The 6,741-nt window shown below is 41.8% G+C and carries 8 protein-coding genes; all 8 read right to left on the bottom strand.

Annotated elements, in window-relative coordinates:
• Window positions 1–24: 24 nt before the first annotated feature.
• Window positions 25–231 carry a helix-turn-helix domain-containing protein gene (locus J6O61_RS01155; RefSeq protein ID WP_292208595.1) on the bottom strand — a complete coding sequence of 69 codons (207 nt, stop codon included), beginning with the start codon at window positions 229–231 and terminating at the stop codon, window positions 25–27.
• Window positions 232–331: 100 nt separating this feature from the next.
• Window positions 332–988 carry a phage head-tail adapter protein gene (locus tag J6O61_RS01150; RefSeq protein ID WP_292208592.1) on the bottom strand — a complete coding sequence of 219 codons (657 nt, stop codon included), beginning with the start codon at window positions 986–988 and terminating at the stop codon, window positions 332–334.
• 341 nt (window positions 989–1,329) lie between these two features.
• Complete coding sequence (locus tag J6O61_RS01145) at window positions 1,330–2,694, bottom strand: hypothetical protein (RefSeq protein ID WP_292208590.1); 1,365 nt, start codon at window positions 2,692–2,694, stop codon at window positions 1,330–1,332.
• Between the two features lie 16 nt (window positions 2,695–2,710).
• Window positions 2,711–3,259 (bottom strand): hypothetical protein, encoded by a 549-nt coding sequence (locus J6O61_RS01140; RefSeq protein WP_292208587.1) that lies wholly within the window; start codon window positions 3,257–3,259, stop codon window positions 2,711–2,713.
• Window positions 3,260–3,282: 23 nt separating this feature from the next.
• A complete protein-coding gene (locus tag J6O61_RS01135) occupies window positions 3,283–4,020 on the bottom strand; it encodes a PHP domain-containing protein (RefSeq protein ID WP_292208586.1) in 738 nt (245 codons plus the stop codon).
• Window positions 4,021–4,091: 71 nt separating this feature from the next.
• Window positions 4,092–5,216: a 23S rRNA (adenine(2503)-C(2))-methyltransferase RlmN gene (gene rlmN / locus J6O61_RS01130; RefSeq protein WP_292208585.1), complete on the bottom strand. Its 1,125-nt coding sequence runs from the start codon at window positions 5,214–5,216 to the stop codon at window positions 4,092–4,094.
• 55 nt (window positions 5,217–5,271) lie between these two features.
• Entirely contained in the window at window positions 5,272–5,544 is a 273-nt protein-coding gene (locus tag J6O61_RS01125; protein ID WP_033119816.1) for a helix-turn-helix transcriptional regulator, read from the bottom strand.
• 561 nt (window positions 5,545–6,105) lie between these two features.
• A complete protein-coding gene (locus J6O61_RS01120) occupies window positions 6,106–6,678 on the bottom strand; it encodes a DNA adenine methylase (RefSeq protein ID WP_292208579.1) in 573 nt (190 codons plus the stop codon).
• Window positions 6,679–6,741: the final 63 nt, after the last annotated feature.

Below are 6,741 nucleotides of genomic sequence, written 5' to 3'. Positions count from 1 at the left end.
TTTCCATCTGCTTATCAAAATCTCTCATAGAAGGTTATCCTCCTTCCCTTTCACCAATTCCTCATACTTCAACTGGTAAGCAATAAGTCTGGGAATGTATTCCGGTGGTGTTCTCCTTCCCGCTTCCCAGTCTTCCAATGTGCGAACAGGGATCCCCGTATGCTCTGAAAAGTCTTTACGCGACATCCCTGTGCTTTCTCGTAGGTCTTTTATCGATTTAGCTATATCCATATTCTTTTCCCTCGCATTGCGTGTTTATATTCAAAGTATATCACATATTCATTCGAACCGCAATGCGTGGTTTTATCACAACCTATTTAAGTCAAATGCATTACGGATGGATTTTCTTCTTTATCCTTAAACACGCCTCAATATGCATGATCCAATGTCTGGAAAACGGCATTTGGATAAGGCCGCGAATATCTTTATTGCACCAGTAATCTATAAGCCATATCGCACTTTCCTCCTTACTGACAACAGAAAGTGATTCCAGCCGTTCTTTTCGTTCTGCGGATATCCTTTTCCTCAGATCATCATATGATAAATCCCGTAATATGGATTCTGTACTCCGCTTCACATCAAAAAGATACATATATAACTCATCCAGATTCAGCAACTTTGAAAAGTCAGCAATCTCCTGCCTAACCAGCTCATTTCCTGTGGTGATGATAGGTGAGTTAATTCTCTTTTGATATCTTTCTCTGAAAAATACCTGCTCATCCCCATTGATCAATGTGTGAGCCACGATATCCTCAATACGAAAGATATGCCACAACGAATATGCAATAGTCTTGCTATGATACCCATCTGCATTGATGAATGGAATTGCATTGAACTCTTCCCTGTTTAATTCTTCTTTGAAAGAGCTGACAGTGTCCCAAAGAGCGTCACGTAATGCAAGAAGTATATCGATACCTTCTTCATAGGTATCTCTTTTCTTTATCTGACTTTGCATGAGCTTGTTGAGCTCTGACCACTCTTTATTCATCCGTTTTCTTCTCCGCGTCCTTAATCCGATAATAATCTTCCATCTTCACATTCAGTTTCACATAAGAATCCGCTTTTCGGTTGCTCACACGCGTAAGGAGCACGCAGCTTTCCACGTGGCTCGACACGTCCATTTTGATGTCAGATTTTCGCGCCTGTCATCGGGAACTTGTCCACGATTTTGTAGATTTACAATTCCTACGCCTTCGGGGAGCGTCCGTCAATGGGAACTGGTCTATACCCTACTACCTACTTTATTATATGCAAACCGGCTAATTCCATACCGTCTCAACCCTGATACCCTACTCAATATAGGGAATTGGTCTAAGGAATTATACCGTCTCAACCTATTACGACGATGTACTCCTTTGAGATATCTGTAAACGTCTCATCAACAGATAAAAGCACTTCATCAAGATGCTCCTTTATTGTCCCCCTGACAAAGGCGTCTCTCGCCTCCGGCTTCTCAATCAGCACCCACTTAAGCTGCTGGTACGAGTATTTGCCAAAGGCCAACCACTGAGGATAGTTGATAGCCATAGGGTTCTTGGTGAAGTAAACCTTCCCAGCATTACAAGCTGTCGCCGCGCTATGCCCTATAAAGAGCATTGTTCCGAGCTTTGGATGCTTCTCATGGTTTGTAGATAGTGGAATTGATTCCTTAACCAGATGCCCTTCCTTTATCCGCTTGATTGCATATCCAAGCCGCGTAACAACCTCCGCAATCATCACTGGAATCGAAAGGGTACAGAAATGGATGAAGTCGTAGCCTTCGTAGTACATACCCTGTACGATCTCAGCGATTGTCTGATCCTCCTCACCGATGTTTCCGAACTGCAGAAGATTGAACAATCCCATAAGTGGTGCCGGAAGACCCATCGACGTGGTAATGTCGGACTTAAAGTGCGTTATCTGTTTAGCAATTGCTAAGAAGATGTCCTTTTCTGTTCTGTTAGCATATTCATCTATAGCCTGTGAGACGACTTTTCCTGTCTTATCAATCGTGGTCATCCTACCGGTCATTATGTCTGCAACACCAATCACCAATCCAAGTAGCGGATCGTGACCGAGGGACAAGAGTCTATGGTAATAGGTCGACAATCCCTCGACGTTGACGACGGTGTTCCTGTTGTCCTGCGCATCGTATGGAACCTTGCTCACCTTTGAGTTAGCGAGCTTCTCCATCTCCGCTTCCGGATACTTCTTATCAAAGTAATCCCTGACATAGTTGGCAAGCACTCCACCCTTCAAACCTTCAGGGGTCTTTTGTGGTATGCCTACCATAAGGATGTCAACCGCTGCTGCAAGAAGGCCTGCTGCAGCCGAGATTGCAATATCATATCTGTCCAGTCGATGCAGCTGGTTGTATTCTTCGTTGAGAGCATGTATAGCCTGCTCGTTTAGCTGCAGTTCTTCCACCGTGAACAAGTCCTCAAGAACACATTGATTACCTACTGCTGCCTCTGCTTCCAAACACAAGCTCTCCCACGAAGGGACAATCATGATCTTTTTTGGTTTCTCCATAATAGTGAGGTTATCTCCATCGGGAATTTGTATGCCAAGGGATCTCAGTAGTTCCTCACTCTGTCTTATGTTTTCATCTATACCCTTGGTGTCAGGGAAGGCTATCTGTGCCAGTTCCCTATCCTGATGCACGAGGACATTATTGATTTGCTGCTCTAATTCTGTGTATCTGTATTTACTCATTTGTCAGCATCCCAAACTAAGCCGCGATCCCCAAGTCCTTCTGGAGATCTTTGATCGCCTGCTGCAAAAGAATGTTGAGGCTTTGCAAGTAATCCATACGTTCCTTGGTCGCGTCTGCCTCTTCCTTCATAGCCTTGATGATTGCCTCATGTTTCTGGAGCGCTTCCTTATATAAACGCTCTTTTTCCTGTCGTAGCTGTTTATTCTTTAATTTAGCAGCTACCCCCACACCGCCTGCAGCCAGTGCCGCCACAGGTAAAGCCAACACGAATACTCCGGCTACCATACCACCGCCGACAATTGATCCTGCAGCAGCTAACCCGGAAGTGATACCAGCAGCTGAAAGACCAACGGTACCGAGTCCATAGAGTGCCGCAAATGAGCCTACACCGCCGATTCCGGCACCAAGAGCTCCTGCAAGCACCTCCGGAATTGCACTTTCTCGTATCGTTCTCTTTTTGTCGTTCAGAGCAGCAGAGGCTTCATTAACAACATTTACAACTTGTTGCAGAGCCTCTACGCTCTGGAAATTCATATCTTTTTTCTTCTTTACATATTCACCCATGTCCCGAACCTTCTTTTATAAGTTTACTCTTGGGCTTCATCCTTATAGTCAAAGTGATCCTTAACCTTCTTGTATGTGGTCTTATCTGTGAGTGTATAAGCTACAAGCGGCACACTGGTCATTCCCTTTTCCCAATAGCCGTCCGCTTGATCTGTAACATACTTCTTCCATTTAACACTGATGAAGATCTCTTTTTTATGATCGAGCTTGTTCTTCGCATCTTCCGACTCCCACGGAGCTGATGCGATTGGTGTGCTCACTCCATCAACGTCAACTTTGAAGTCAGCCATCGGCACAGCTGTCGCAAGGCACTCGCCGATACCGACAAATCCACTTCCAGCGATATGACAGAACACAGTGTCACCGGCTTGTACGTTATACAGATATCGTCCGCTGCCTCCAATATTTGCGGATAGGAATCCATACTTTAGTGCGTCTGGCCAGCTGCGATCAGCATAACCAATGGTAAATTCCTGACCTTTTGTGTTCCTGAAAAACTCTTTTTCTTCATCAGCTGACCAGCCTCCAGCAAGATCTTTTATATCTGTTGGATTCCAAATGTCACTTGCCATCTTCAGATATATTTCTGCACGGTCTGCTATGCTTGAAAGATTCTTTTCCGCTGAATTAAAATCCACATGTTCAGTAAAACAAATAACTCTTGTACCCGTTTTGCCGGCAATCAGACAATAATCCTCCATCGTAGACATTCCATCAATTGAGAATTTTGAATGGACATGCATATCAACAAATTCATTCATAATCGAGCCTCCATTTGTGAAGTTCATGCAGATCAGTGAACGCAAATACTAGATCACACTCCGACATGCTCTTATTTATGCGATGAACCCTTTTTTCCATTCTTGCTTTTATTGTTTACATAACGTCTCTTACTTGGCTTCAATCTACTCGAAGATCCAGCATTGTTCGACGAACCTGTATCCAATTCCGAAGCTCCTTTTTTCTTGGGTGCACTCATATTGCGGTTATTTAATCTACTTACCAATTGACCACATGCGGCTTTTATATTGCCACCTCGGGATTCTCTGATTTTCACAGTAAGTCCCACCTTATTTAACTTATCACGAAATGCAACGAGTTCCTGTTTGTTTGGTCTTCGAACTGCTTTACAATCCGTTTCATTGTATTGTAAAAGATTAATCAATACATTTTTGTCACGAAACCATCTTCCCAACTGTTTTACATCATTCGCACGATCATTTACACCCGGTATAAGCAAATATGCTATAGTAACGCTACGATTATGTCTTTCTGAATATGAGAGTACTGATTGAACTACTTCATTTATATCATACCCTTTCATATGCGGCATGATATAGTCCCTTACATGCTGATTCGTGGCATGCAGGGATAACGTAAGTTGGATTTTTAAATGTTCTTCTCTCAACTTCTTCATCTGAGGGAGCGGTCCCGTTGTTGATATTGTTATACCATCTGTTGGAAAATCAAGTCCTTTGCGGTCTCTTAATATATGAATGGACTTTATCACGTTATCATAATTGAACAGAGGTTCTCCCATGCCCATGAATACAATCCTATTTACTCTACCATTTATCAGTATTACTTGTTGAACTATTTCAGATGGTGTTAGATTTCTGACAAATCCATTTTCACCAGAGGCGCAAAAGATGCACCCAACAGGGCAACCTATCATGGTGCTCACGCATACAGTAGTACCAGTTTTTCTTTTAATGCTTACCGTTTCAATGCAATAGCCATCTGACAATTCAAAAGCATATTTCTGAGTATCCGGACCACGAAAGATTTCCTTGATAGTTATCGTTTTATACTTGTTACTACTTTGGGAACCGGAGTATAATTCGCGATAAAACTTATCCGCCTCAACTTCTCCCAATACACCAACCATTTCAGAATATGTGTATCCATATGGATCCTTATATATATCCGTGGCTTGAACAGAAGCATTCTTAACCATATTCAACATATGACCTCCAATAAAAAATCACGCTAAGATTCGTTGCAAAAGGCAATCACATTTCCTTTGCAACGCCCTCCTGAAAAACTTCCATGGAATCCAACATTTTCAGAGTTCGTTCATCACTACTAAAAACTGCAAACAATGCTAAAAAAACAGTCCAATTCAATTTTTTCTTACCATTTTCAATTGCATTATAAGTTTGCCTTGAAATGCCTATCTTTTCAGAGATATCAGCTTGGGAAGCTCCTATCCTTGCACGCAGCACAGGCAACTCTGTTACCATTGTATTGATCAGTTCCATTCTCTTACTATTGTTAAACTCCACTTCTAATCCCCTTTCTAAAGAATAATTTGCTCCTTTTACTTAAGTTTGTTTAATTATCGTTCAGCAAAAGACCGCAAATTTTATCTTGAATGACAACAAATTTATTATAGCACATGTCGTCTATGTTGTCAATATGTCACCCTCGGCGACTTTAAATAATGTTTTGCTTTTCCCCGTTTTTTTCTGATTTGGGCTTTTGGGGCTTTAACAGAATTCGCAAATTTAAACAAAATGTAGAAAGTCTCGTGTTTATAACTGATTTTGCTGTTATCAGCGGGTGTTGTCACATTTCTCTCTGCTGTTGTCACCATTGCTTGAGGTGTTGTCATTTTCTCCGTTGCTGTTGTCAAAATCATCTGCGCTGTTGTCATGATGTCGGCAACAATCGGGCGTAAAGAATGAGTTGCCGGAGAGTTCCTAATCTCTGAAAGCCCTTGATTTCAAGCCATTCTGCCGCTCTGACAACAGCATTTCTTTGTATCAATTCTTGGGTTTACATTTCGCCATAAACACCTGCTAGAACATATTCTGGGTGCCTGTTTATATATTCAGTGTAGTATTTCACCTGATTCTTATAGCTGTTTGTCTGCTCTTCCATCGCAGTTGAAACTCTGCAGTATGCAGCAAACCATTCAATTTGCCAAAAATATATCGGAATTTCAAAAGATCAGACGCTGCACGAAGTAACTTCTCATCACAAATCGTCGGGTTCTTATACCTACCAAAAGGTGTATTGAACTGGCCTTTACGATTAACTCGATAAAGTCCGTTAAAGCATGTTTTATTTAAGTACAGTGTTCGCGCTGCAGCTTCACTTGCCGTAAGGCTTTCCCAATCCAAAGCCCTAACTGCATAAAACATTTCCTCTGTATTTTCATATTCTTGTAGCTTTGAAATGACACCTTCGACATCGTTGGCAACCTGAACATATACATTAATAAACTCTGGATTGCTATCTGCTATTACAGCATTATCTGGCTGCAATGCAAAGAAAAGCGCTCCTCCACCAAAGAAGGGCTCTATGTACTTTCCCGTATAGGTCGGAATAGTGGGCAGTATATCTTTGAGCATTTGTGCTTTTCCACCAGCCCATTTCATTATCGGTTTTAAGTTTTGTTTAGATGACTTTGTCATTGTCATTTCCTCTAATTTCTATAAAATAAATTCTTCTCTATCTATCGATGCATAGTCCTACTC

Origin of the sequence: Butyrivibrio sp., assembly GCF_017635265.1 — a bacterium.
In the GTDB taxonomy this organism is placed as follows: Bacteria; Bacillota; Clostridia; order Lachnospirales; family Lachnospiraceae; genus Butyrivibrio.
The sequence above is the reverse complement of the archived record's forward strand: the minus strand, read 5'-3'. Positions and strand labels throughout refer to the sequence as shown.

Bases quoted from the DNA above. Each gene is read 5' to 3' on its own strand.
- J6O61_RS01135 (WP_292208586.1), bottom strand. From the start codon at position 4,020: ATGAATGAATTTGTTGATATGCATGTCCATTCAAAATTCTCAATTGAT.
- rlmN (WP_292208585.1), bottom strand. From the start codon at position 5,216: ATGGTTAAGAATGCTTCTGTTCAAGCCACGGATATATATAAGGATCCA.
- J6O61_RS01120 (WP_292208579.1), bottom strand. From the start codon at position 6,678: ATGACAAAGTCATCTAAACAAAACTTAAAACCGATAATGAAATGGGCT.
- J6O61_RS01155 (WP_292208595.1), bottom strand. From the start codon at position 231: ATGGATATAGCTAAATCGATAAAAGACCTACGAGAAAGCACAGGGATG.
- J6O61_RS01145 (WP_292208590.1), bottom strand. From the start codon at position 2,694: ATGAGTAAATACAGATACACAGAATTAGAGCAGCAAATCAATAATGTC.
- J6O61_RS01150 (WP_292208592.1), bottom strand. From the start codon at position 988: ATGAATAAAGAGTGGTCAGAGCTCAACAAGCTCATGCAAAGTCAGATA.
- J6O61_RS01140 (WP_292208587.1), bottom strand. From the start codon at position 3,259: ATGGGTGAATATGTAAAGAAGAAAAAAGATATGAATTTCCAGAGCGTA.